A 23,003-nucleotide genomic window follows, 5' to 3' on the forward strand; every position below is an offset into this window, starting at 1 on the left:
CGAACACTTCGCCCTGCGGTAAACCAACCCGCTTGTATCAGCCTGACCGTGAACATTGATACGACACGTTCGACACCTCACCGCCCAACAACCAGCAGAAGCGGCGCCCGGGAACGATCATCCCGAGCGCCGCTTCACCCTGCTCACTTGACAAAACAACTACACATCAGCTGTTCACGGCCCAGTGAGCGCCATGAACGCGAGGGGAAACGCATCAGAGGTCGGTACATTCGAACCCGGAGGGCATGGACGCCTCACGAGCTCAATCAGACGCCCGGCATGGTTCCTGCCTATAACAGCAGCGGCAGATGGAAGAGCCCGGTTTGCTCGGTTCTTTGGTCGCTATCGACTACGAGAGCGCCCGTCGATACAACGATTTGTCGACCACGTCGCGAGATTCGAGCGAACTCGCGATGTGCAGGCCCGCGATGCGGAGGGCGGTCCGAGCATCCGCTTTGGTCAACCTGCTCGTGGGCACGCGCTCGATGACGTCCTGCAGCGCAAGCTGCACCACCAACGACTTGGCCGGCACTCGCGGCATCCCACGATGTGCCCGCGCCCGGTTCTCTACCTCTGCCTCGGCGTCCAATCGCCCACTGTCTTGGTGAAAATGCACCACGATAGCCTTCACAAGTTGATCGAACTGCTGTTGGCGGCCCACCCGCTGAACCTCGGCTTTCGTGCTTCGCAGGCCGCGGCGACCTCGCGGCCCGTTAGCAGGTCGACCCGGCGCATCCGCTCTGCGACGATCTCGACAGCTCGGGCATAGACGATGTCATCCGCCGACACCGGCGGAAGCCCGATGCGCGCCCGTGACGAGACGTACGCCTCGGCGAACTCGCGCATGCGGGAGCCATTCTTGAGCATGTGCTCGGTCAGCGACTCGGCGAACACAGTCACTGCCGCAGATGCTCCGGCCGCGAGGGGTCGTTGAAATAGGCGTCGGCCTCCCGCTCATTGGCCCGGCGCTCAGCCGCAGTCGCCACATAAATCCGCTTGGGCGGAAGACCTGTCCGACTCAGGCTGCGCTTCAGCCGTCTCGCCGCCGCGTTGGCCTCCAGCTCGGACTTATAGATCTCCGGATCGCTGCGCCGGTTGCGCTGCAGCTCGGCACGGCGCTCCTTGTTGCGCTCGGCCCACTGCCGGGTGATCTGCTTCGTGCGCTCGGGGTCCGCGTCCCGTCTGGCTGCCGCCCGGGCGTTCACCTCGTCGCGATGCGCCTCGTAGTAGCGGTTGTAGTACTCGCGAACCTTCTCGCGATTCTCCGCCACTCACCGCTGCTGATACTCACGCCTGCGCTCCGGATGCTCCACTCGCCAGCGCTTCGCACGCTCCCTCCCCCGCGCACGCACCTCCGCCTCGCGATGCCGGCTGGCCGCGGCGCGACGCATCGAATCCCGATTGAGCTCCCGGGTCCGGTCGAGGTGCTCTGCACGCCAGAGACGGTTCAGCTCGCGGATCCGGTCGCGGTTCGCCGCCACATACTGGCGCCGCTTCTCCGCCGCGTCATCACCAGACGGATGCTCCGCCAGCGTCTTCCGCGCCGCGGCGGCTTCCTCAGATGGGTCGTTCATGATCGTGGCTACGCGGCCGGCGGCGGGGCCAGCTCGATGACCAAAGCAAGCAGGTCAGAGCGATGCGCCGTCGGATTCGTGATCACACGCCCGACCACGACACGGAGCCGCTCGGCATCCTCGTCTCCGATCCCGGCGACGGCCTCCAAGCAGTACGCGATGTCATTCTGCAGGTTGCCGCCGTCGTCGTCGACGGCGACCTCCGGATAGTAGAACAGCGCAGCGCGCGCGGTGCGGTTAAGTAGGTCGTCGAACTGCTCCTGCGGGATCGTCATAGTGAAGCCTCCTGTGCGCGGACGTGTGTGAGCTAATCATGCCGCTACCAGGGAGGTACCCCAGCCGAAACGTACCGTCAGTGGCGCGTCGATACGAGTACGGGCTCGTCCAAGCGCTCGACGCCATCAGCGCGCAGCACCCGCGTCATTCGTCGACGACTGACGCCTTCACGAACGCGCACCGCGATCAACTTCAGCAGGCTGATGGGCCCAACCAAAACAAACTTGAGTGTGTTCCAGAGAAACAGCAGCACGAGCAGGTTTAACCAACCAGGGCCACCGGCTTCGATCTGCCCTCGGCAATACACCGCAGCAATCGCATACGGAACGGCGAGCAGCATCGCCGGCACACCCCACTTCAGCCCACGCCGCGTATTGATTGCGTCGATCACGATGGCGGTCGGCATGAACCGGCGCAGTAAGAAGTAGCTGCTGCGGGCGGTGGCGGCCAGAATGAACTCGAACATGTTGAGGCCTTTCAGATGTTCGGCAACAAGAACCTGAAGGGACTGGAAGTCATACTTAACAATGGAACGACAACGCCTTGCGCGTTGTCGTTCCACAGCAGAGCAGTTCATCAGCGTCAGCGCTACCGTGTTCCCGGAATCCTGCTACCGGGTGCCTGGACTAGCGCTACCTTCAAGGGCTACTCGCCATTTTGCTTACAGGGCCGCACGCCGATCCTCCTCACAGGCATGTGTCAGGGATTCGAGCGTTTCCGGCGCGGACGAAGGCAACGCGATTGGAGCGATACTGCTCATAGGCCTTGAAATTCCCAGGGAGAGTTGGCGTTGAGAAGTTGTCGAACGTAGTGAAGAATTCGACGGTCGAGCATCTCTGTAGAGAGTGAAGTCCGCGTATCGTGCGAGTGCTTCAATGAGCTGGCTGAGTTCGCCGTGGTAACAGCGGCGGATGCATTCAAGGGTCAAATCAAATCGGTCGCGAATCCGCGGATGCACACCGCGCGGACCGTTGATCGTCAGCTTTCCCCCTAGCCGATTACCCGTAAGTAATATCGTGCCGCCGATCGTGCGCCCGATTCTATGAAAGCCGCCCGGTCCTCCTCCTCCACCTGATCGATAATTTCCGCCAACCGAATCCAAGATGCGAACGTGTGAATAATCGTGTCGCTCGCCAGAAAGAATTCTTAGACGCCGGGACTATGGCGCAGGTAGGAGCCCGCAGTGGACATGTCCAAAGTAAACAAGGCGCCGCCAGGCAGTTGCTTGCTCCATAGGAGCTGGTGATCACGCCGCAACGTTGGGCTGTGTTGGTCGGGGTCACGTCCGCCAGCATCCGATCGCACGTCGAAGCCAGTGTCGATCTGGCAATGTTGTGTCATGACGTCGAGCCGAGAAGAATGGCCCTAGAGCGACGTTGCACGCCCTGTTTTGAATTCCCAGGTCGCCGTGTGCCGATAATCGCGACCTCATTCACCCGACTCGAGTCAGAACAGTTCACTTGTCCGTTTGCTTGACGTCGTCGCTTGCCACGAGTTGTGCTGACGCAACATCAGCGTCGACATTCAGTACGTTTTCCTCACCGTCAAGTTGAGCGAGGAGCACTGCCGCGTTTTCCGCAAGTCGCCTGGCAGACTTCCACCTCAAGTCGACCGGATCTCCGTCAATGCCGAGGATGACATCCGTGGCAATCGAAAAATGAACTTCGCCTCCAACAGAAAGATGACGGACCAATTCCTTGTGAATGCGGCGACTCGTACGTTGACTTGAACGATCCGACTTCGCGTTTCGGTAATCTCTACTCCGCCGGGCGAGACTAACGGACTCACCGATGTAGACAGTGCCGCGCCCACTCGAATCGAGCGGCAAAAACGTGAAGCGGTAAAGCCCCGGCTCCTGAGGAAGAGGTGGAAAGACTGGCCAGCCCTCACCGTCCAGGATAACCCCGCCAGCGTAAAGCCACGTGAAGCTCGTCGTGGCCGAGACCGAACCAGCTTCACCTAGCAGACTGGCATCGAAAGTGCGTGAGCCGCCAGCGGACGATATGGGCAGGATGGCAGAAGCGGATTGCACGGAATCGGTCCGGTAACCCAGTCTTCGCAGTTGACGCCGCGCGACTTGAGAAGTGAAATCGCTGTGAGGCAAGCCAACCGCAATGCCAAACGCCTGTTTGACGGGCCAGGTCTGTCCATCGATATCAACCGAGTACTCGAAGATGCGATCCGGTGTGTGTCCGCGGAGGCGAGCGCTTACTTCGAGCGCAGTTAGGTCACGCCGAGACCCGTTGACAATAAACTCCACGCGCGCATTCCCCCACTGATAGTTCAGAGATGAGACTATCCCGCCCATTCGGATTCGACGAACGCGAGGACGCTGCTCAGCGGTAGTTCGTCCGTCGCATCGGCTGACATCAGAGGGAATCACACGTAGCGCTAATCGACCCGGCCATCGGAAGCACCTCATCTATCACTACGTTGTTTCGAGTTAAACGGCAACCCACGATGTCGCCGTCTTGGGTGTAGGACGCGCCTCCTGAGAGATAGGGATTTCCAGATATCGCACTTGGCCCGCTATTCAAAACAACTTCGTAGGGCAGAGTGACGACTTCTTGGATGATCTGGGACCCATCGCGAACGTAAACGATGTTGGCCGATCCTTCCCCTAGAAACTCATACTTGGTTACGAACGTTACGGCAATAGGGTCCGGCTCCGCGGTGGGTTCTTCAGCCTCCGGTATGGGAGTCGTCGGCGTCGTTGGAACATCGGTTCTGGTGTCAGACGGCGTTGATAAAACCGGTCTTGGCTCGGCGGCACCGGCACATCCGGTTAGGAAGAGCGAGGCTGCACAGAAAAGAGCCAGAAACACCGTTCGATGAATGGTTTGCATAGTCTCATGATGCTTCGTTGGCCTGTCCTGAAGCAAAAGCACCGGCCTAAACCGTTGCACTTTTTCCTCACGTCGGTGGCGCCAGCCGCTGCATCACCTCCGCCGGCTCCGACTTCACGGTACGGTCCGGCTCGGCGTAGTGCGCCTTCGTCGTCGACGTTGACGTGTGTCCGAGCATGTCGGCGGCCGCCTGCATTCCGAGCTCGTTGGCAAGCAGAGTCGCCCCGGTGCGTCGGAAGGAGTGCGGAGTGATGTCCATCCCCTCGAGCCCGGCATTCCGCAGTATCCCCCTGAACGTGCGCCGAACGTTGTACGGGGTGAGCGGAGTGCCCACCCGGGAGTAGAACAGCAGATGCTCCGCATCCTCCGGGTCGAGCAGTGCCAAGCGCTGGCGAATCACGTCGGCCGCGAACGGCGGAATGCCAATGACCCGGTTCGACTCATGGGTCTTGGGGTGCTCCTGCCGGTGAACGCCGGCTTTGTTGTGCACGACGAGGGTGCCGCTGATGTTCACCTGTGGCGGGTTGGCATCCAGGTCGATGTCGCACTGCCGGAGCGCCAGCACTTCGCCAATGCGCGTCGCCGTGCCGAGCATCACCTCGATGATGTCTCGCGCCTGGCCGTCTGACTGCGGCCCCATCCTGCCCGCTTCAGTGCGCCACTCTCGGGCGGCGAGCCGGATGGCTGCGATCTGATCGCTCGTGAGCGCCTTCGGCGTGTGCGAGGGCCTCTTCATGCGCGACGTTTCCTTCATAGGATTTCGCGGAATGATCTCCCGCCGCGTTGCGAACGCCAGGATCATGCCGAGGATTGTTCGAGAGTGCTTCGCTCGCGTAAACGACTGCGCGCGCTGCTGCCTGAGGAAGAGCTCGATACGACCGACGGTCACCTCGCGAATCGTGAAGTTCTCGAAGTAGGGCAAGACCAGCACGCGCACCTGGCGCTGGTACGTATCTTTCGTTCCTTGAGCGCGGTCGACATCGAGCATCACATCCTCCAGCCATGCCTCCGCGAGCAGCAGAAACGGTGAGCTCGCGGTGAGTGAGTCGCCGCTGCCGCCGGCTCTCAGGCGGGCCGCTAGTTCTGCCTTGAGCGATGCCTGCGCAGCGTTACGACTCGGTCCGGTCGCCGTCACTCTCCGCGTTTGACCATCCCAGTCCCGGAAGCGAGTAATCGCCCGGAAGATCCCTGGACCGACCTGTTGAGTCGTGATGGCACCGAACGTGCTGACTGGCAGTCGGGGTCGCCCGGCCATCAGCGTTTGGCCTCGTGGTCGATGACCGGGGTCTCTGGCTCGTGGAGCCCGTCGAGCCATCGCACCACGTCGGAAACGCGGTAGCGGATCTCTCGGCCTACTCTGATGCCGGAGGGGCCACGGCCGCCGGCACGCAGGTCGTAGATCGCCTGTGCTTGCACGCCAAGATATTCGGCGAGCTCGCTTGTCGTTAAAACGGGCTCAAGGCCGAGCCCGAAGTGTCGTTCGCTGTCCATAACCCATAGGTAATCGAGGTCACTCCAGATGACTCGAACTGGGTCGCGCACCTTCTCTACGAACACCCGGAGAAGGCGGAAATTTTTGAATAAACGGTTAATAAACGGATAGTGCGTCAAGTCTTGCCCTTTCGGTGAAGACAAGAAACCCTGATCAGATCAAATTTACAGTAGGGCGGCCGGGACTTGAACCCGGGACCGACGGATTATGAGTCCGCTGCTCTAACCAGCTGAGCTACCGCCCCAAAAGGGAACGACCGAACGGTCGCACCCACAATTACGTGACTATTCCGGCGTCTGCGAGGAGGCCCCGTTGGTGACCAGATCGCTCACCGGCTCCCCACGATACAGGCATTCGAACGTATTTAAAGTGCGCTTGATATCGTGCGCGGCGATGAGCTTGAGTGACTCCCGCTTAAGTGCCTCCAGGCGTTCGGGGGTAGCCGTCAGTACCACGGTCAGTTTGTCCGCCAGATTCTGCGCGTCGCTCGGCTTGAACAGGTACCCGTTGGCCTGGTCATGCACGAGGTGTGGAAGTGCCATGGCATCGGCGGCCACAATCGGCAATCCCGACGCCATGGCCTCCATCGTGGCGATACTCTGCAGCTCGGCAATGGACGGCATGGCGAAAACCGTAGCCCGTGAGTAGGCCGCGCGCAGCTCGTCATCCGTCACATAACCGGTGAACGTGACACGCGAGCGGATGCCGAGGGTGTCGGCAAGGTGCTCCAGGTTGCGTTTCTGGTCGCCCCCACCGACTATCTCGATCCGTGCGTCGAGGTCGGGTGACAGCAGCGCTGCCGCCTGCAGGAGCACGTCGATCTGCTTCTCTCCGGTGACTCGACCGACGAAGAGGATGCGGTTCTCTGTGCGCGGCTCGAAGTTCGGTGCGTAGTTGTCAGCGTCGATTCCGCAGGAGATCGCGTGGACACCGGTGAGACCGGTGTATTTCTCCAGGAACTGTGCGGCACGTCTGGTCGGGGTGGTGACGGCTGCGGCACGGCCGAACGTGCGCCGGGCAGCGCGCCAGGCCGCTTTAATGACGCGATCCTGTAGGCCGACCGGCACGAGGGAAAACTTCACCATGTTCTCAGGCATAAAGTGATTTGTGCCGACCAGACGAATGTTGCGCTTGGCCGCCTCGATCGATACGCCGCGGCCAACGTTGATGTGGGATTGAAAGTGCACGACGTCGGGATGAAAAGAGTCGAGAATGCGCCGGCTTTCACCGCGAACCAGCCAGGGCAGGGCGAAGCGTAACCAGTCGTGCGGGTACCAGCGCCAGCTGTGTAGGCGATGCACGACCATCGGCTGTCCCTCGTGCATTTCGGTGCCACTGCCGTGCTTGCGCGACGGCGCCGGGGCCATGATCTGGACCTCGTGGCCGCGTGCCACCAGGCCTGAGGCCAGTCGCTCGGCAAAGCGAGCAGCACCGTTCACATCGGGTGCAAAGGTGTCGGCGGCGATGAGAACACGAATCCGCGGCTTTTGGCCCGGCGCACCCCCGTCGCGCTCGGGCGCATTGCCCGGGATTGGGCTGCTCAGCGAGTCGGTCGAATCTGACAAGTGGAGTAGTCCCTACGTTGTTGGGCCGGGGATCATCACCCGGCAGGAAATCTTGGGTGCACATGCTGATAATGACGCGTTGCACTCGAACCCTATTCTAAACCGTGCCCACAACGCGGTGTCCCGCACCGTGGCGACCCAAAATTTTTCGCGAGTCAGCGGTCGAGTTGGGGATGGTAGCGCGCGAGCAGGAAAACGCCCCAAATGGCGATCGCCCCGGCCACAACGAACGCGATCGCCGCTGCCGGCGGTGCCTGGCTGGCTTCGCCCAGCACGACGATTCCAATGCCTACAGCGACGAGCGGGTCAACCACGGTGAGCCCGGCAATCACGAGATCCGGTGGTCCCGAGGCGTAGGCGTTCTGCACGAAGTACGCCCCCAGCACAGCGGCGAGCAGTAGACCGAGCACACACGTTAGAGTGAGCCACTCGAAGTTTGCGTTCTGGGTGCGATTGATGACGACCTTGGCCAACGTCGCGACGAATCCGTAGAGCACGCCGGCACCAAGAATGTAGAAAATTGCCTGCGACCGGCGGCGCAGAAACCCGAAGGCAAGCGCAAAGGCCAGCAGCACGACCGCGAGAACGATGAGAATTGTCACCAGGTTTTGATCGGTGACCGGCTTGTCGACAGCGGTGAACGCGGCCACGGTCACGAACAGGCCTACCCCGCCCACGCACATGGAGATGGCGATAACGCTCGCACGATTGAGCTTGACCTTACTGACTCGGGCGTTCAAAACAGCGGTGATGACAAGGGCGACGGCCCCGAGCGGCTGCACGACAATGATGGGCGCGAAGGCAAGGCTGGTCAGTTGGAACACAACGGCCAAGCCGAGCATAAGCGAGCCAAATACCCAGGACGGTCGGGCCAGCAGCCGGGTCAGCTGGCGCACACTGAGCCCGCCGGTGACCGCTCCGGTGAGCGCCTCGACCTTATTCACGCCGCGATGCTGAAATTGAGCACCGAGGGAGAGAAAGACGGCGCCGACCAAGGCCAGCGGAATCCCGATGGCCTGCCGCGGATCAATGGCAATTTCAGTTGCCAGATCGGTTAGGTCAGAGGTCACTCGACGACCCTATCGACAAGCTTGACGATATTCTGGAGAAATGGCCGTACGCGCGATAGTAATTTCAGGTGACCCCGTTCTCCACTCCCCCGCCGCTCCCGTCGTCGATTTCGACGATGATTTGCGCGAGTTGGTGCGAGACATGTTCGAGACGATGGATGCTGCGCCGGGAGTCGGGCTCGCCGCCACGCAGGTGGGAGTCGGGCTGCGCATCTTCACCTACAGCTACCAGGACGACGATGACGTGTCATGGCGGGGCGTCGCGATCAACCCGGAACTTTGGATCACACCGGTGTCGGCCGAGCCCGTGGACGACGAAGATGTCGACGAAGACGAAGGATGCCTGTCATTTCCGGGTGAGCGGTTTCCGCTAAAGCGAGCAGAGTCGGCCATTTTGCGCGCCGTCGACGCCGAACAACATCCATTTGAGATTCGAGCGGACGGCTGGCTCGCCCGTATCTTTCAGCACGAGTTCGACCACCTCGACGGCACCCTGTATGTTGATCGCCTCGAGCACGTCTACGCGAAGGTAGCCGCCAAAGTCGAACGTAAGAAAAGTTGGGGCGTGCCCGGCCTGAGCTGGACCCCCGGCGTCGACAACCTCGAGGGTTGACAGCCCAGCGCGAGTCTAGGTAAGCGCGCGCAGGCCAGCGGCAACCAGCGCCGCGACCAGCACCACGACAATGAACGGTGTTTTGATCGCAAATAGCCCGGCTGCCACGATAACGGCCGGGATGCGCGCGTCAACGGTGAGTGCCTGCCCGCTGCCCAGTGTTTGCACGGCAATGAGCGCCGCCAGCAAAGCCACCGTCAAAAGGTCGGCGATGCGGGAGGGCGTCGGTCTCTGCAGCAGGGCTGGCGGCACCAGGTAGCCGGCCAGCTTAAGCGCGAGTACGGCGATCGACGCCAAAATGATGATCTGCCAGACGGTCATGGGCCCAGCCCCGATCGAGCGGATGCCGCACTCGTATCGGTCGAACCGCCCAGCCAGTTGAACAGGCCGACTACCACCGCGACGAGGGCTGCAACCAGCACGGGCAGTCCCGGCATGAGTATGGGGGTCAGCGTCGCGGCGACGACCGCAGCCGCGACGGCCACCGCGACTGCCTGCATCCGCTTGAGGCGAGGCCAGAGTAGACCTACAAAGGCCGCTGCCGCGGCAGCATCGAGCCCATACGCCCGAGTGTCGCCGAGGGCATCACCGATTACCGCTCCGACTAACGTGGTGATGTTCCAGCCAATGAAGACGGCCAGGCCGGTAACCCAGAATCCGACGCGTCGGCTGCGTGGGGTCGGTTGGGCGAGGGCGACCGCGGTGGATTCGTCAATGGTGATCCAGCTCGCAGCCAGGCGCTTCCAGGCGCCTTGGCCGATAATCGGTGCGGTGCGCATGCCGTAGATGCCGTTGCGCACGCCGAGCAGCGCCGCGCTGGCGATGGCCGCCGGGCCGGCAGCTACGCCGCCAGCGGCGAGCACACCGACGAGGGCGAATTGGGAGCCTCCGGAGAACATGACGATGCTGATGAAGCTGGTTTGCCAGATATCTAAACCCGCTGCGACCGACAGCGCCCCGAATGACACACCGTAGGCGGCGGTGGCGAGCCCAACGGCAGCACCTTCACGAATGGCCAGGCGTTGCTGAACCGCCTCGTCGTCGGGATGGGTCGCTGGCACTGCGAGCGATGCCGAAGTCACCGACTGAGGTCTACGCCGTGCACGCCGTTGTGAAAGCGCAGGGACGGGAACACGGCCGACACCGAGAAGCCCAGCCCGGGCACCGTTCCGGCGTTGAAGATACCGCCGAAGAGCTGCGCGCGCTCCCGCATCTGCGTGATGCCGGGGCCGGCGATGCTCTCGCTGAGGGCCTTGAGGTCGTCCTCGATCGTGTACGGGGTGCGTGCGGCTTGTTCGCCGGCTTCCTTGCCGTCCCGACGGGCTGCCGCGCGGATACCGTCATCGTCGACGAGCAGCTGCAGGCCGTCCCTGGTCCAGGTGAACGATACGCGCGCTTCGGTACCGACGCCGCCGTGCTTGAGCGCGTTTGACAGGGCGCTCTGCAGAATTCGGAAGATGGCCAGCTCGGCACCCGCCTTGAGCGCGAATCGTTCGCCCAATTCGATGAAGCTGACCACGAGCCCGGCGTCGCGCATGACGCGAAACAGGTCGCGCGTTGACTGCGGGCCTGGCTGCAAGGCTCCAACGGTTTCGCCTTCGCGCACGATCGTCAGCACGCGGCGCATGTCAGCGAGGGCCACCCGGCCATCGTCAACGAGCGCTGTGGCGGCACGCACGGCCGTCGAGGGATCGCTCTCGGCCGTGTAGCGGGCGCCCTCGGCCCGCGTGACGAGGCGGGCGATGGTGAGCACTGCGCCATCCTGCAATTCCCGAATGATGGCCAGGCGTCCCTGTTGCTCGGCGAGGGAGAGTTCCAGTTCGATACGCACACGTTCAGCGGCATTGCGATCGAAGATGACCCGACGTGAGCGCAGCAATGAGATGGTCCACAACACGAGCAGCGCTCCGGAGAGTACGCCGAGTGCCGGTACCAGAAGTTGCGAGAAATCCATTGCTGACCGCCGTTTCTTGTGTCGAAACCATGGCGCACTTTATGAACCAGGAGAGAATCTTCTGTCGAATCAAAACGTGCCGACAAAAAAGGCCACCCGGGGTGGAGCCCTGAGTGGCCTTTCGCTCCCCGACTTGGACTCGAACCAAGAACCTGCGCATTAACAGTGCGCTGCTCTGCCAATTGAGCTATCGAGGAATACTGGAACAGCGTTGTTACTTTACCAAGGTTTCTTGCTGTGCCAAAACCACGACGACTGCCGATCGACTCTGACTGTGCATTTTGCGCCATCGAAAAGCCTGTGAAAGCCTCAAAACGTGGGCCATCGGCAACAATTGAGCAGTCTGGTGCGCCAAAAGCCGGTCGGGCGTGTCGGACCGGTCGCGACCGATCACGCTTCACAGCGGATGCGACCGGTCGCGACACGGATCACTTCACGGCCCCGGGCCCCGTTTCATCGCTGATATTGCCAATCTTCACGCTGGCCACATCATCGACCACGGCAGTGTCTGCGGGAGGCTGCAAAGCTGCGGCAAGTCCACGGACGTACGGGTGCCAGGGATCTCGAAAGACGTCGTCGATGGTGCCAAGACCCACCAGTACGCCCTGGTGCATGACCCCGATACGACTGGTGACGCGCTGCAGCACGGCCAGGTCATGGCTGATCACCAGGGCGGAGAAGGACCGTTCCTGCTGCAACTCGCTGATCAGGTCGATCACAGCATCACGCACCAGTACATCAACGCCCGCTGTGGGCTCGTCAGCGATCAACAGCGCCGGGCCGAAAACGAGCGCCCGGGCCAGCGCCACTCGCTGCCGCTGACCGCTGGAGAGCTGATACGGATATTGGCCGAGAACGGCCAACGGCAGGCGCACCGCGTCGATCATGGTGGCCACCCGTGCACCAAGCGCGCGACGGTTGTAGCGCCGATCCCGTTCGAGCACCGGCTCGGCCACGATTTCGGCTACCGTCATGGTCGACGGCAGGGTGTCTGCGGCGTCCTGAGCCAGCAGTCCGACCCCGAAAGTGAGCCGCCCCAGCTTGCGCTTGCTGATGCGGCGCAGACCGAACCCCAGCACGGTCGCTTCTCCCCCGGTGATTTGCGGTCGGATACCGGCGGCATCACTGACGAAGGCATCACCGGAAAGCACCCGGGCCAGCGTGCTCTTGCCCGAACCGCTCTCGCCGAGCAGCCCCACCACCTCGCCCGGCGCGATGCGCAGGGTAAAGCCGTGCACCGCGACAAAGGCCGGGCTCGCCCCGTGCGGCGGGTATTCAATGGTCAGATCGCTCGTTTGGATCGGGAAAACGGATGCCGCGCCATGCCTCATAAGGTCTATCCTGCCGCACGCAGAATGCGGAGTTCATCCCTCCGCAAAGCCTGCGCCGCCGGATCCGGAACCGGCAGCGAGGCGAGCAGCCGCTGGGTGTAAGCATCCTTCGGCGCACCGAGCACCTCGGCACCGGTACCCTCCTCGACCAGCTTGCCCTTGTACAGTACGGCAATGCGGTCAGCGAGAATATCAACGACGGCGAGATCGTGGCTGATGAACAGCGCCGCGAAACCGAACTCTTTCTGCAACTCGGCGAAGAGCTCGAGCACCTTGGCCTGCACCGACACGTCGAGAGCGCTGGTCGGTTCGTCCGCGATGAGCAGGCTCGGCTCCAGCGCGAGTCCGCGGGCCAGGCTCGCGCGCTGACGCTGGCCACCGCTGAGCTCGTGCGGGAACCGATCACCGAACGCGCGCGGCAACTGCACCGCCTCGAGCAGCTCATTGACGCGTTTGCGGGCAGCCCGGGGATTGGCCGCTCGCCCGTGAACAACGAGCGGCTCGGCCACGCATTCAGCGATCGTGAGCAGCGGGTTGAAGCTCGACGCCGGGTCCTGAAAGACGAAACCGATGTCACTGCGCACCTTCTTGAAGGCGCGTTCCTTGAATCCGTGCATCTCGTGACCGAGAACGGTGAGGGATCCCCCGGTCACCCGGGTCAATCCGGCCATGGCGCGGCCGATCGTGGTCTTGCCCGATCCACTCTCTCCGACCAGGCCGAGTACCTCGCCGTGACGGATGTTGAAACTCACGCCGTCGACGGCGGTGAAGCCGGGCTTGCCGAGCCGACCCGGATACTGAATTTTCAGGTTGTCGGCGACAACGGCCGGCATGGCCGCTGCCCAGTCGGCCTCGCGAGCCTCGAGCCGCGCGGTAGCCCGCGCCGTGCCCTGACCGACGTGCGGCACCGAGCCGAGCAGTCGTTTGGTGTAGTCGTGCTGCGGATTCGAGAACAGGGCCTGGGCGGGGGCCTCTTCAACAATCTTGCCCTCGTACATGACGACCACTCGATCGGCGAGGTCGGCGACCACACCCATGTTGTGGGTAATCAGCACAATCGCAGTGCCGAACTCGTCGCGGCAGCGCCGCAGCAGGTCGAGAATCTCGGCCTGAACCGTTACGTCGAGGGCTGTCGTCGGTTCATCGGCGACGATCAGCCCTGGGTCGAGCACTAGGGCCATGGCGATGACGACTCGCTGTTTCTGACCGCCGGAGAACTGGTGCGGGTAGTAGTCGACACGGCTTTCCGGGTCGGGGATGCCGACCCGGCCCAGAATTTCGATCGCCTTGGCGCGTGCCTGCTTCTTGGTGAATTCACCGTGGGCTCGAATGCCCTCGGCGATCTGCCAGCCGACGGTGAAGACGGGGTTCAGGGCCGTGGACGGCTCCTGGAACACCATGGAAACATCTGTTCCACGCAGCTGGCGCAGCCTCTGCTTACTGACGGCGAGAACGTCGTTGGAGTCGGCGCCGTCTTTGCTGCTCAGGATGACGGCGCCGTGGGCGATCGCGGTCTCCGGGAGCAGGCCCAGAATGGTCTTGGCGGTCACGGTCTTACCGCTGCCGCTCTCCCCCACGATGGCGAGCACCTCACCGGGAGCAACGCGCAGCGTGACCCCATCGACGGCTTTCACCGCGCCGCTATCGGTGGCAAAGGTCACATTAAGGTTGTCGATGCGTACGACGTCGGGCAGGGAGCTCATTATTTGGCCTCGAATGGGTCGTCGTTCGGGTGTTGGTCGGGAGCCAAAGAGCTGGCCTCGAGCCCGTCGATGCCGCCGGGGCCGGCCGTCAGGGTTCCGCCAGGGACCACGCTCGTCGCGGCGACACCGGCGGTCTTACCCGGGGCGCGCCGGCTGCGCAGGCGCGGGTCGGCGAGGTCATTGAGGCTTTCACCGACGAGGGTGATTCCGAGCACCACGAGCACGATGGCGAGGCCCGGGAACAGGCTGGTCCACCAGATTCCACTCGTGACGTCGGAGAGAGACTTATTAAGGTCGTAGCCCCACTCGGCTGCCGACGAGGGTTCGATGCCAAAGCCGATGAACCCAAGCCCGGCCAGGGTAAGCAGTGCCTCGGACGCGTTGAGCGTGAAGATGAGGGGCAGGGTGCGGGTCGCATTACGCAGCACGTGGCGGAACATGATGCGTCCATTGCTGGCACCGAGCACCCGAGCCGACTCCACATAGGCCTCAGCCTTGATGCGCACGGTCTCGGCGCGAATGACCCGAAAGTACTGCGGAATGAAAACGACAGTGATCGAGATCGCGGCAGCGAAGATTCCGCCCCACAGGCCGGAGCGTCCGCCGGAGATGACGATACCCATGACGATCGCGAGGAGCAGCGCCGGAAAGGCGTAGACGGCATCGCAGATGACGACGAGCACCCGGTCAAGCCAGCCGCCGAAGTAGCCGGAGACGAGTCCCAGTGCCACGCCAGCGAAAATCGACAGGACGACGGCGATGACCATCACGGTGATGGCGGTCTGCGAGCCCCAAATGACGCGGGAGAGCACGTCGTAGCCGCCGACGGTGGTGCCAAGCAGATGCTCCCCGCCGGGCGCCTGCTGGGCGCCGAAGGTGCCACTGTCGCCGCGCAGCTGGCTGTAGCCGTAGGGCGCCAGGAGTGGAGCGAAGATTGCAGTCAGGATGAAGATGCCGGTGATGACGAGGCCGACCACGAGCATTCCGCGTTGCAGGCCGATGCTCTGGCGGACTTGATGCACGACGGGCAGTCGGGTCCAGAGCGGAGCTTTATAGGCGTGGGTGGTTTCAACAGTCATGGCTAGTACCGCACTCTCGGGTCGATGAGCGCGGCGATGATGTCCACAATGAAGTTGGAGAGGGCCACGATGACGGCGAGCAGCGCGACAATGCCCTGCACCGCCACGAAGTCGCGGGCCTTGATGAATTCGATGAGCATAAAGCCGAGGCCCTTCCACTCGAAGGTGGTCTCGGTGAGCACGGCACCGCCGAGTAGCAGTGCCACCTGCAATCCGATGACGGTGATGATGGGGATGAGCGCTGGTCGGTAGGCGTGCTTGCTGACCAGGCGGAACTCGTTGACACCGCGCGAGCGGGCAGCGGTGACGTACTCGGTTCCCAGCGTGCCGATGACGTTCGTGCGCACGAGGCGCAGAAACACGCCGGCCGTGAGAAGTCCGAGTGCCAACGCGGGAAGTACTGCGTGCAGTAGGACATCCCCGAACACCGCAGGATTACCGGTCTTCAACGCATCGATGAAGTAGATGCCGGTCTTATCCGGCAGAAACTGCATCTCCAATTCCGAACCGACCGTCGCGCGGCCAGCCACCGGCAGAACCTTGAGCCAGACCGCGAAAACGAGCTTGAGCAGTAACCCGGCGAAGAACACCGGCGTGGCGTAGCAGAGGATTGCGAAGACGCGCAGGAAGGCATCCGGTGCCTTGTCCCGCCAGTACGCTGCGACCATGCCGAGCGGAATACCGACGATGAAGGCCACGATGAGGGCGTAGAAGACGAGTTCAGCCGTCGCCAAGCCGTAGGTGAGCAGCACTTCGGACACGGGACGATTGGTGCTGATGGTCGTGCCAAAGTTGCCGGTGAAGACTTGCCCAAGGTACTCGAAGTACTGAACAAAGATCGGCCGATCATAGCCGGCCTCATGGATAAGAACGGCCAGCTGATCCGGGCCCAGCTTGCCGCCGAGGGCAGCGGTGATCGGGTCACCCGTCGTGCGCATGAGCCAGAACACCATCGACACCAGAATGAAAATAGTGGGGAAGATGAGCAGGAATCGTATAAGGAGGTAACGGCCTATGCCACCGCCCGGGCTGGCTTTCTTCTTGGGACTACGCCCGGCCGCCGGTGCGGGCGGCTTCATCGCCACAGTGGTCATTACTACCTCACAATTGCACAAAGAATCGGGGGCATTCAGCGATCGTGTCGCTGAACACCCCCGGTGATCAAACTAGAAAAAATTCTAGTCGCTGTCCGGTCTAGCCCTTGGCCAGCGCGCCGTAGCGAAACTTGAAGGACGCGTCGAGCGTGTCCTGGGTTCCCGTGATGTCTGTTCCGGTGATGGCAACCTGGGCGCCCTGGAGCAGCGGCACGGTCGACAGCTGGGCCGCCACCTTGTCCTGGATTTCTTCGATGAGCGCGGTACGCTCCGCGGGGTCGGTGGTGACGGCCTGCTTCTGGATCAGGGCAGTAACGTCGGCATCGTCGAAGTGGTTCTTGAGGAAGTTACCCTCGGCGAAGAACGGTGCCAGGTAGTTGTCAGCGTCGGAGTAGTCCGGGAACCAGCCGAGCTGGTAAGCGGGATACACGTCGGCGACGCGGTCCTTGGAGTACTGCACCCATTCGGTGGACTGCAGGCTGACGGTGAACAGGCCGGAGGCATCCAGCTGGTCCTTGACCAGCGCGTATTCGTCGCTCGAGCCGGGGCCGTAGTGGTCGGCGTTGTACTGCAGGTTGAGTGCGATCGGTGTGGTCACGCCGGCTGCGGCGAGGTCAGCCTTGGCCTTCTCGACGTCCGGCCCGCCCTGGCCGTCTCCGTAGAGACCCTTGAGCGACTCGGTTGCACCGGTCATTCCGGCGGGAACGTAGGAGTACAGCGGGGTGTATGTGCCCTTGTAGACCTGATCGGCCAGCTCGGCGCGATCAACAACGTCGGCAACTGCCGCACGAACGGCGAGGGCCTTGGCCGGGTCGGCGTCAGCGGTTGTCATGCCGAAGGGCTGCGTGTTGAAGTTGAAGGTGATGTAGCGAATTTCTCCACCGGGGCCGTCAACGACCTTGACCGCGTCGTTGCCGCGCAGGTCGTCGATGTCGGTCGCGGAGAGGCTACGCCACGCGACGTCAATGATCCCTTCCTGCACTTCGAGCTTCAGGTTCGAGGCGTCGGTGTAGTACTTCACGTTGATGACATCCGTCTTGGGCGCGCCGAGCAGGCCTTCGTAGCCCTCGTACGCCTTGTAGGAGAGGAGGTTGTTGAAGTCGTAACTTGCCAGCACGTACTGGCCCGCGAAGGCTTCAGCGGCAACGATGTCATCGTCGGACGTGACCTCGGTAGCAGAGAAAGAGTCTTCATCCACGATGACTCCAGCGGGGCTGGACAGAATTTGCGGGAAGATCTGGTCGTTCCCGGCCTTGAGCGTGAAGACAACCGTGGTGTCGTCCACGACAGCCGTGCTGTCGAGGTTGTAGAGCAGCGACGACGGGCCGGTATCGGACGCGATGGCGAGCTGACGGTCGAAGCTGAACTTGACGTCAGAGGCGGTGAGCGCATTGCCGTTGGCCCATTTCAGGTCTGGCTTGAGTACTACGGTATACTCCGTCGGCGAGCTGAACTCGGCGCTGACTGCGATGTCGGGTTCGACATCCGCTGTGCCATATTTGCTGCTCATGAGGAATGGGAAGACCTGGGTCTGCACAGAAAAGGAGCCGTTGTCGTAGGAGCCAGCCGGGTCGAGGGTGGTGACCTTGTCGGTGGTTCCGATGAGGATCGGGCCACCCGTGGATGCGGCGTCGTCGCCGCCGCCGGCGGCGCACCCGGAAAGTACCAGTGCTGCGACCGCGAGGCCGGCTGTGGCAACGAGAGCGCGCTTGCCGTTAGTGAATGCGGATGTCATATCCGTCGTCCTCTTCCTATAGAAGTCCTATGATCAGGAGCACTCGAAAAGAGCGCAGCTGTTCATTGCTGTTAGCCAAGAGTTAGCACAGAATTCGCAGATAGCAACGATCAGCCGCAGCTTCTTTACAGATCTGCAACAAACTCGGGCTCAGGTGTTGCAGTGTGACCTTCGCGGTTCAGATGTTGCCGGCGCTGATACGAAAAATACCGGTTACAGAGTTATTCCTCGCGGAGGGCGCGGCGCTCGGCCTCGACCCGCACGAGTTCCTTCTGGAGGGTGCGGTACATTTCGGTGTCGGCGGCATCCGCTCGCTGGAGGCGCCCGAGCAATTCGGCCTTGAGCCTGAGCAGGTCTTTGTCAATGAGCACGATCGTGATGTCCCGTACGTAACGGGCGACATCTTTCTCGGTGCGCTCGGGAAGATTTGCCATGGCGAGTTCCTGCACGAGGTTCTTGAAGGTGTCAGGCACCTCGGCGACCACCCGATCGAGCCAGTCGGTTGCTTCGAAATGAGCGAGATTCGCGGCGATGGCGTCGCGCACGACCGCGAGCGAGGTATTCGCAAAGGATGTCTGCACCGCGCTGTCGAGAATGTCCCGCCCGATCAGTGTCGGTCGCTGGAGCATCGCCATGAGGCCGTCACGCTCGAGCCGGGTGACCGGGTCACCGGGCAATTCGACCAGCGAGAACGGGCGCTCAGGCAGGACTTCGATCGCGCCGGCGTGGCGCGGCGCGTTCGGTCCGCCGCTCGCCGAGGCGCGTGCCCCGGACTGGGCGTTCGTGACCGCCCTGGCCACTTCGCCCATGTCGACTCCCAGCATGCGGGAGAGTTCGCGGGTATAGCCGGGGCGCAGCACGGGGTCGCGAATATCGCCGACCACGGGGGCCGCTGCGCGCAGGGCTGCCGTTCGTCCCTCGACGGTGTCGAGATTGTACTGCGAGAGAATCTGCCGAATCATGAACTCGAACATGGGCTTCTTGGAGTCGACCAGCCGCCGTACGGCATCGTCACCGCGTTGCAGCCGCAGGTCGCAGGGGTCGAGTCCTTCCGGGCCGACGGCCACATAGGTCTGGGCGGAGAACCGCTGTTCCTCGCTGAAGGCGCGCATCGCGGCCTTCTGGCCGGCGGCGTCCGGGTCGAATGTGAAGACGACCTCGCCAACACCGGAATCATCACCGAGCACACGGCGCAGCACCTTGATGTGGTCGACACCGAATGAGGTACCGCAGGTAGCGACAGCCGTGGTGATTCCGGCCAAGTGGCAGGCCATGACGTCGGTGTAGCCTTCGACGACCACGACCTGGTGACTGCGCGAGATGTCGCGTTTGGCCAGGTCGAGGCCGTACAGCACCTGGGCCTTGTGGTACACGGGAGACTCGGGCGTATTGAGGTACTTGGGGCCCTTATCGTCGTCGAGCAGTTTGCGGGCGCCAAAGCCAATGGTCTGCCCGGTGATGTCGCGAATGGGCCAGACCAGGCGACCACGGAAGCGGTCGTAGATGCCGCGGTCGCCACTGGAGACCAAGCCGGACAGGGTGAGTTCTTCGCTGGTAAAGCCGCGATCACGCAGGTGATTGGTCAGTTCGTCCCAACTTTTCGGGGCGAACCCCACCCCGAATCGAGTTGCGGCGTTGGCGTCGAATCCGCGCTGACCCAGGAAGGCGCGGCCGACCTCAGCACCCGCGCTGCCGAGCTGTTCGATGAAGAAATCGGATGCGGCCTGATTGGCAGCGAGCAGCCGCGCACGATTACCGTGGTCGGGTGCTGCGCCAGAACCGTCTTCGTAGTGCAGGTCGAGGCCAACCCGGCCGGCCAGGCGTTCGACGGCCTCACTGAAGCTGACGTGGTCCATCTTCTGCAGAAAGGAGTAGACGTCACCGCTCTCACCACAGCCGAAGCAGTGGTAGAAACCGACCTGGGGACGCACGTGAAAGCTCGGGCTGCGTTCGTCGTGAAACGGGCAGAGACCCTTCATCGAGCCGACACCGGCGGACTTCAGGGTGACGTAATCACCGACGATGTCGGCGATATTGGTGCGGGCCTTGACCTCTTCGATGTCACTTTGTCGAATCAGTCCAGCCATGCCTAAATTCTATCGTCCCGGGGCGGCGGGCTTCGTCGCGCGGCCCCGGGGCCCATGTTCGGAAACCGGGCCCATGATCTATCGTGGGCCCAGTTTCCGGGCCCGGGCCCGGAGAGTGGAGGGGCTCGTTAGCCCTGCACGAGGCGCTCGTACCAGGCCAGGGCTGACTGGTCGGTGAGGCTGGCGACCTGATCGACGATGACACGCTTACGGGCGGCATCATCGGCGGCAGCCTGCCAGTCTTCGCGAAAACCAGGGTCGAGATGTTCGTCGCCAGACTGGTGCAGGGTGTCAGCCAGCAGGGTGAGCACCTGACGCTGCTGCACGTAGATGGGCTTGCGGGTGTTACGGGTCATCACGAAGGCCGCCACGATGCCTTTGAGTACAGCAATTTCGGCCTGGATCTCGCGGGGCACGATCACGTTGGCCCCGAAGCGCAGCATATTTGCGCCCGGGTGCGCCTCCTTGGTGGCGTGCACGGCTGCTCCACTGAAGCGGCCGATGAGTTGGCTCGTGAGGTTCTTGAGGCGACCCTGGTCACGGCGCCCGGCGGTCCAGGAGCCCATCCAGCCATCCAAAGAGTCGAGGCGATTGAAGGCCGTGGCGAGGTCGTCGGCGCTGGTTGCGTCGCCGATCCACTCCGACATGGTGGCGAGGAGTTCGTCGTGGTTGGTGCGGCTGCTCAGGGCGGCGACGTCGACGTAGCCGTTGACGATTGCGTCTTCAAAGTCGTGCACGCTGTAGGCGATGTCGTCGGAGAGATCCATCACCTGCGCTTCGATGCAGAGCTGGCGGTCGGGCGCTCCGTCACGCAGCCACTCGAACGCGGCGATGTCATCCTGGTAAAACCCGAATTTGGCGCGCCCACTCGGGTCGAAAACCGACGAGCCCTCGGGCCAGGGATATTTGCAGCTCGCGTCGAGGCTGGCCCGGGTGAGGTTCAGGCCATAGCTGTGACCATCGGGCCCGAACACCTTGGGCTCCAGCCTGGTGAGCAGGCGCAGGGTCTGGGCATTGCCTTCGAAACCGCCGATGTCTTCGGACCACAGGCTGAGTGCCTTCTCGCCGTTGTGCCCAAAGGGCGGATGCCCGATGTCGTGTGCCAAGCAGGCCGTATCGACGATGTCGGGGTCGACGTTGAGGCGCGATGCGATCTCTCGCCCGACCTGAGCGACCTCGAGCGAGTGGGTGAGCCGATTTCGAGCGAAGTCGAGCCCCGCCGTAGGACTGAGCACCTGCGTCTTGGCCGCGAGGCGGCGTAGCGCGCTCGAGTGCAGCAGGCGTGCCCGGTCGCGGGCGAAGTCGCTGCGCCGCGAATAATGCTCTTCGGGAAGCCAACGCGCCTCGTCGGTCTCGCTGTATCCGGTTTTGTTAGCCACCGCTGGTGTCCCCTTCGCCTTCGGTCAGATTCAGTCGTTGCGCACCGACGAGATCCTGCGACTCGAGCCAGTACTCGGGCAATGAAGGCTTCTTCGGTGTTCCCGCGCGACCACGCGGTCCCTCGACATCGGCGCCCGGGTAGGGCAATGAGGCGTCGAGGGTGCCGAGCAGGTCGTCGAGCTGCGCGAGGGATTGCACCATGGCAAGGCTGGCTCGCAGGTCGCCGCCCACCGGGTAACCCTTGAAGTACCAGGCAACGTGTTTGCGAATGTCGCGGCAGGCGCGGTCTTCGCTGTCGAAGTATTCGGTGAGCAGTTCCGCATGGCGGCGGAAGGCGTTGATGACCTGGCCGAGGCCGGGTTCAGCTTTGAGTTCCTGGCCGCGGAACGCCGCAGCGAGGTCACCGAACAGCCACGGACGGCCCAGGCACCCGCGCCCGACAACGACACCATCGCATCCGGTCTCACGAACCATGCGCAGGGCGTCGTCGGCCGACCAAATATCGCCGTTACCGAGCACCGGCACGTCGCTGATGGCATTCTTGAGCTTTTCGATGGCCGACCAGTCGGCCTGGCCGGAATAGAACTCGGCTGCTGTGCGCCCGTGCAACGCGATAGACGATACGCCCGCTCCTGCAGCGGCCTTGCCGGCTTCGATATAGGTGAGATGGTCGGCGTCGATGCCCTTGCGCATTTTCACGGTGAGGGGAATTGGGCCGGCCGCGGTGACGGCGGCTTCGACGATCTGGCGGAACAGGCCGATCTTCCAAGGCAGCGCCGCTCCCCCGCCCTTGCGCGTGACCTTGGGTACCGGGCAGCCGAAATTGAGGTCGATGTGGTCGGCGCGATCCTCCGCGACGAGCATGGTCACGGCCTCGGAGACGGTTTTCGGATCGACGCCGTACAACTGAATGGAGCGGGTGGTTTCGCTCTCGTGGTGGGTAATCAGCCGCATCGTCTCGGTATTGCGTTCGACGAGCGCGCGGGAGGTGATCATTTCGCTGACGAACAGTCCGGCGCCGTATTCGCGGCAGAGCCGACGGAACGCCGTGTTGGTGATACCGGCCATCGGCGCCAGCACCACGGGCACGTCGAGCGTGAGTGGACCGATTCTCAGCGGTTCGAGCGCCGGCGGCGCCGGTTCACCGATTATGGGGGTGCGTAAAGTCATGTTGAGTCAATTCTCCCAGAAAGCGCAGGATCCG

At 62.8% G+C, this 23,003-nt stretch carries 23 protein-coding genes and 2 tRNA genes; 1 reads left to right on the forward strand and 24 read right to left on the reverse strand.

From position 1 onward, the window contains the following. Positions 1–349: 349 nt before the first annotated feature. From CXY70_RS01645 to CXY70_RS01700, 12 genes are all read right to left on the reverse strand, one after another. Positions 350–631, reverse strand: coding sequence for a hypothetical protein (locus tag CXY70_RS01645; protein ID WP_146066025.1), 282 nt, complete (start codon positions 629–631; stop codon positions 350–352). Next, complete coding sequence (locus tag CXY70_RS01650) at positions 628–900, reverse strand: hypothetical protein (RefSeq protein WP_146066026.1); 273 nt, start codon at positions 898–900, stop codon at positions 628–630. The genes CXY70_RS01645 and CXY70_RS01650 overlap by 4 nt, the downstream gene beginning before the upstream one ends. Next, positions 897–1,271, reverse strand: a complete 375-nt coding sequence (locus CXY70_RS01655; RefSeq protein WP_104190663.1) for a hypothetical protein — start codon at positions 1,269–1,271, stop codon at positions 897–899. Before CXY70_RS01655 ends, CXY70_RS01650 begins: the two co-directional genes overlap by 4 nt. Beyond that, positions 1,272–1,574 carry a hypothetical protein gene (locus CXY70_RS01660; RefSeq protein WP_104190664.1) on the reverse strand — a complete coding sequence of 101 codons (303 nt, stop codon included), beginning with the start codon at positions 1,572–1,574 and terminating at the stop codon, positions 1,272–1,274. Between the two features lie 8 nt (positions 1,575–1,582). Beyond that, on the reverse strand, positions 1,583–1,849 hold the full coding sequence (locus CXY70_RS01665) for a hypothetical protein (protein ID WP_104190665.1): 267 nt from the start codon (positions 1,847–1,849) through the stop codon (positions 1,583–1,585). 77 nt (positions 1,850–1,926) lie between these two features. Continuing rightward, the gene (locus CXY70_RS18150; protein ID WP_233205676.1) at positions 1,927–2,412 is read right to left on the reverse strand and encodes a sulfate permease; all 486 of its coding nucleotides are present in this window, start codon (positions 2,410–2,412) and stop codon (positions 1,927–1,929) included. Positions 2,413–3,306: 894 nt separating this feature from the next. Beyond that, positions 3,307–4,110: a hypothetical protein gene (locus tag CXY70_RS01675; protein WP_146066027.1), complete on the reverse strand. Its 804-nt coding sequence runs from the start codon at positions 4,108–4,110 to the stop codon at positions 3,307–3,309. Between the two features lie 653 nt (positions 4,111–4,763). Next, positions 4,764–5,831, reverse strand: coding sequence for a site-specific integrase (locus CXY70_RS01680; RefSeq protein ID WP_158250880.1), 1,068 nt, complete (start codon positions 5,829–5,831; stop codon positions 4,764–4,766). A 119-nt stretch (positions 5,832–5,950) separates the two neighbouring features. Beyond that, the gene (locus CXY70_RS01685) at positions 5,951–6,187 is read right to left on the reverse strand and encodes an AlpA family transcriptional regulator (protein WP_104190691.1); all 237 of its coding nucleotides are present in this window, start codon (positions 6,185–6,187) and stop codon (positions 5,951–5,953) included. Between the two features lie 171 nt (positions 6,188–6,358). Further along, positions 6,359–6,432, reverse strand: a tRNA-Ile gene (locus tag CXY70_RS01690). 40 nt (positions 6,433–6,472) lie between these two features. After that, a complete protein-coding gene (locus CXY70_RS01695) occupies positions 6,473–7,753 on the reverse strand; it encodes a glycosyltransferase (RefSeq protein WP_369851395.1) in 1,281 nt (426 codons plus the stop codon). A gap of 155 nt (positions 7,754–7,908) precedes the next feature. Then, on the reverse strand, positions 7,909–8,823 hold the full coding sequence (locus tag CXY70_RS01700; RefSeq protein ID WP_104190668.1) for a DMT family transporter: 915 nt from the start codon (positions 8,821–8,823) through the stop codon (positions 7,909–7,911). A 40-nt stretch (positions 8,824–8,863) separates the two neighbouring features. Here CXY70_RS01700 and def point away from each other — a divergent pair, with 40 nt between their 5' ends. Then, a complete protein-coding gene (def, locus tag CXY70_RS01705) occupies positions 8,864–9,436 on the forward strand; it encodes a peptide deformylase (RefSeq protein ID WP_104190669.1) in 573 nt (190 codons plus the stop codon). A gap of 15 nt (positions 9,437–9,451) precedes the next feature. Here the strand turns inward: def and CXY70_RS01710 are convergent, their stop codons facing one another. The 12 genes from CXY70_RS01710 to dusB form a co-directional block, all read right to left on the reverse strand. Continuing rightward, entirely contained in the window at positions 9,452–9,757 is a 306-nt protein-coding gene (locus CXY70_RS01710) for an AzlD domain-containing protein (protein ID WP_104190670.1), read from the reverse strand. Then, positions 9,754–10,518 (reverse strand): AzlC family ABC transporter permease, encoded by a 765-nt coding sequence (locus CXY70_RS01715; RefSeq protein WP_369851399.1) that lies wholly within the window; start codon positions 10,516–10,518, stop codon positions 9,754–9,756. Before CXY70_RS01715 ends, CXY70_RS01710 begins: the two co-directional genes overlap by 4 nt. Continuing rightward, the gene (locus CXY70_RS01720; protein ID WP_104190671.1) at positions 10,515–11,390 is read right to left on the reverse strand and encodes a sensor histidine kinase; all 876 of its coding nucleotides are present in this window, start codon (positions 11,388–11,390) and stop codon (positions 10,515–10,517) included. Before CXY70_RS01720 ends, CXY70_RS01715 begins: the two co-directional genes overlap by 4 nt. 124 nt (positions 11,391–11,514) lie before the next feature. Further along, positions 11,515–11,587, reverse strand: a tRNA-Asn gene (locus CXY70_RS01725). A 231-nt stretch (positions 11,588–11,818) separates the two neighbouring features. Beyond that, positions 11,819–12,721, reverse strand: a complete 903-nt coding sequence (locus tag CXY70_RS01730) for an ATP-binding cassette domain-containing protein (RefSeq protein ID WP_104190672.1) — start codon at positions 12,719–12,721, stop codon at positions 11,819–11,821. 5 nt (positions 12,722–12,726) lie between these two features. Then, entirely contained in the window at positions 12,727–14,424 is a 1,698-nt protein-coding gene (locus CXY70_RS01735) for an ABC transporter ATP-binding protein (protein ID WP_233205677.1), read from the reverse strand. Continuing rightward, on the reverse strand, positions 14,424–15,503 hold the full coding sequence (locus CXY70_RS01740; protein ID WP_104190673.1) for an ABC transporter permease: 1,080 nt from the start codon (positions 15,501–15,503) through the stop codon (positions 14,424–14,426). The genes CXY70_RS01735 and CXY70_RS01740 overlap by 1 nt, the downstream gene beginning before the upstream one ends. 2 nt (positions 15,504–15,505) lie before the next feature. Next, positions 15,506–16,597 (reverse strand): ABC transporter permease, encoded by a 1,092-nt coding sequence (locus tag CXY70_RS01745; protein WP_104190674.1) that lies wholly within the window; start codon positions 16,595–16,597, stop codon positions 15,506–15,508. 100 nt (positions 16,598–16,697) lie between these two features. Then, positions 16,698–18,332 (reverse strand): ABC transporter substrate-binding protein, encoded by a 1,635-nt coding sequence (locus CXY70_RS01750; RefSeq protein WP_104190675.1) that lies wholly within the window; start codon positions 18,330–18,332, stop codon positions 16,698–16,700. Between the two features lie 221 nt (positions 18,333–18,553). Continuing rightward, positions 18,554–20,419 (reverse strand): DNA primase, encoded by a 1,866-nt coding sequence (dnaG, locus tag CXY70_RS01755; RefSeq protein ID WP_104190676.1) that lies wholly within the window; start codon positions 20,417–20,419, stop codon positions 18,554–18,556. Between the two features lie 128 nt (positions 20,420–20,547). Next, positions 20,548–21,798, reverse strand: a complete 1,251-nt coding sequence (locus CXY70_RS01760; RefSeq protein ID WP_104190677.1) for a deoxyguanosinetriphosphate triphosphohydrolase — start codon at positions 21,796–21,798, stop codon at positions 20,548–20,550. Next, the gene (gene dusB / locus CXY70_RS01765; protein ID WP_104190678.1) at positions 21,791–22,969 is read right to left on the reverse strand and encodes a tRNA dihydrouridine synthase DusB; all 1,179 of its coding nucleotides are present in this window, start codon (positions 22,967–22,969) and stop codon (positions 21,791–21,793) included. The genes CXY70_RS01760 and dusB overlap by 8 nt, the downstream gene beginning before the upstream one ends. Between the last annotated feature and the right edge of the window lie 34 nt (positions 22,970–23,003).

It is taken from the genome of Cryobacterium sp. Y82 (assembly GCF_002929495.1).
Classification (GTDB): Bacteria; Actinomycetota; Actinomycetes; order Actinomycetales; family Microbacteriaceae; genus Cryobacterium; species Cryobacterium serini.